Origin of the sequence: Prevotella sp. CAG:592 (assembly GCF_000436015.1) — a bacterium.
GTDB lineage: Bacteria > Bacteroidota > Bacteroidia > Bacteroidales > Bacteroidaceae > Prevotella > Prevotella pectinovora.
The window spans coordinates 1-2738 of record NZ_FR892583.1; the positions used below are offsets into that span (position 1 = coordinate 1).

At 54.5% G+C, this 2738-nt stretch carries 1 protein-coding gene and 1 pseudogene; both read right to left on the reverse strand.

Translation table 11 applies throughout. The features are described from left to right. Window positions 1-462: 462 nt before the first annotated feature. Window positions 463-2217, reverse strand: coding sequence for a right-handed parallel beta-helix repeat-containing protein (locus QVO99_RS06470; RefSeq protein WP_022316791.1), 1755 nt, complete (start codon window positions 2215-2217; stop codon window positions 463-465). A 162-nt stretch (window positions 2218-2379) separates the two neighbouring features. Beyond that, window positions 2380-2738 (reverse strand): annotated as a pseudogene (locus QVO99_RS06475) (glycoside hydrolase family 127 protein); the annotation flags it as partial.

Consider the following 2738-nt stretch of genomic DNA (forward strand, 5'->3'; position numbering starts at 1 on the left):
GCAAGCCCTAATGACCGATTTGGGATTATTGGAATATCCGGATTGCAGCATTACGGTAACCTGGTCGTTTTCTTTGGGAGGCCAGACGACCTCCGTCAATTATTCCATCATCACTTGATTCTATACATCCTGAACAATTTCGCAGAACATATACAGACAGATACACTACGAAAATTCCCCACAGCGTGGGGAATGAAACCCCACATTAGGGGGATTCGTTCCCCACGCTGTGGGGGAAAATTACGACTTGAATGAATGTCTGGCAATCAACGAAACACTACAGCAAACAAAAGGCCCCCACGCAATGTGAGGGCCCCCATGATACATTATTGCCTCACGGCAAAAACTAACAGGTTATTATGAAGAATGTTTGGATTGTCTTTATCCATGTCTGACGCCGGACGGCAGCAGGACTGTAGTCTGCTGACGCTATGGCAGAAAAGCAATCTGTCCGTCGGGGCGTCATTGCTTCTGGATTCCAGCTTTCGCCTTGATGCTGTCGGCAACGGCAGGACCGTTGTTTTCCCATGTGTTGCACGGGCCGTTGGCATTCTTGAGGAATTTCTCTGCCGGAGTCCAGTTGTTCCTCACGGTGATGCAGGATGATCCCTCGTCGGTGTAGAGATAGAACCAGTGGTTGGGATCGTGGGCATAGCCGGGAGTATAGATGTCTCTCACCACATTGCCCTCTATCAGCGTGTGGGGCTGCGAACCGAGGGTGTAGATGCCTGCCGTGTCGTACATGTGCTTGGCGTAGTGGTGGATGAGGTTGCCGCTGATGAGATTGTTTGCCATGGAGCACGGCTGCTGGTTCCATCCCCACCCCATACTGATGCCGGTGTATGAGATTTCGGAAATCTCGTTGTGCAGGATTCTGATGTCGCGCACGAATCCGGCTCCGATTCCCACGCATCCCCAGTCCTCGTTGGTCACGTCGGTGATGAGGTTGTTGTCGATTGTCAGTCCGGTGCAGATAATGCGCGAGTCTGAAGGATTGTATGGCAGATGTGCCTCATGGGTGTCGGGACCGAAGCTGCCTGCCAATATGCCGTTGCCGCCGATGTCTCGGACGGTGCAGTGGCTGATGTTTCCGCCCTTGGTATATTCATGGAATTCCACTCCCGTAGAGGCGCAATGCTCGAAGGTGCAGCGGAGGAAGTCCACGTCTTCGGCACAGTCCACGCTGACGGCTGCCGCCGGACGGCCTACCCATCCCTGGTTGTCGAGCTTATGGTCGCCGTTGGGGCGTATCATCTTTGGTCTCAGCTTATATGCCTCAGTCATATACATGCCTGCCTGGAGCGGGGCATGACCGCTGACGGATGGTCTCATCCATGTGGCATGGCTGAATGTGACGCCTTCGAAGGTGACGCCACGCACGGGATTGTCGGGTGTGCCGCATACGCGGAGCAGGGTCTCCACGGCTGGAGCCTCAACATCTGCCGTAGCCATATTCTCGCCCTTGAGCGGGATATAGTATACTTTCTGTTCCCTGGCATCGAGATACCACTCTCCGGGAGTGTCGAGCAGCGCCTTGTCGTTGGTGAGATAGAAGGCGGAGTTGTGGCCGTCGGTTGTCACCATCGGCGATGGCCAGGGGTGCATGAAATGGATGTGGCTCTCGGGTTGGTGGAAGGTGACGGCGGCGCTGTCGCCTTGTATTCTGACGCTCTTGATGCGCAGGTTTGCCACACACCACATCTCGTGTATCACCATCTCGGCATGACGGGCATGGAGTATCTTTCTGACGGCATCCGCCGGAACATAGAGTGTCTCGTTCTTCTTGTCGATGCTTCTGATGCGATACATGTTCTCGAAGTCGCTCACATCTCTGGCTCTCACTGCCTTCCTGCCGTTTATCCACAACTGGCGGAACTCCAGCGGACGGCCGTTAAACTCGGGCACGTCGGCTACGTATGCCTTGCCCTGCTTCTTCCATCCCTTTATCTGCACTCCGCCGCTCACCACAGCATTGCCGTCGGCTATGATGCGTGTGCCGCTGTCTTCGGGCCTCACCGTGACGGTCTGGTTCAACCGGTAGGTGCCTGCCTGGAGGCGGATGGTCACGTCTTTGGCTCCCTCCATGCGGCGCGCCTCTCTTGCCTGCTGCAGTGCCTGCTCTATGGCGTAGGGTCCTGGCTTCACCACAATGTCGGTGGCGAAGGCTATATTACTGATGATTGCCGAAAGGATTACGGCTATTAATCTGATATTCATTTTTTTATTGTTTGTTACTCCGTTTATGGAGGACCTATTTAGGTTAAACTCAAATCGTGCCAGAGGTAAAAGTAACCAGTCCTAAGGTATCAGTCCCTCCCCTACGGGGGAGGTTAGGTGGGGGCTGGAAGTCAGCAGTTTTGACATATCAAGACAGATTACTCAATCCAGCGATGCCGGAATCCATACTGTCATCTCGCTCTTTCCTCTGTTGCCCCAGGCATAGTATGGGATGAAGCGCACGGTCTGTGTATGCTTCTTTGCCGTTGCCTCGCGATAGAGCTGTCCCTTCCATGATGGCTCGCTGCGGTTTATCACTTCTGCCTCAAGTGCCTTCACGCGGCTGCCGTCGATGGTCATGTCAACGGGAGTGAACTTGGCGTTGAGCGGAATGGCGATATCGTCGATTCGCGCACCGCCCAGGTCGTTGCTCTCAAGACAGTATACTATAGGTCCGCGCTGCACGGCTACCTGTCCGCGGCTCTCCTCCACGAGAGGGTTTGCCTCTATCAGACGTGTGC

Excerpts from the sequence above, each read along its gene's own strand:
- QVO99_RS06470 (WP_022316791.1), bottom strand. The coding sequence starts at position 2,217 with ATGAATATCAGATTAATAGCCGTAATCCTTTCGGCAATCATCAGTAAT.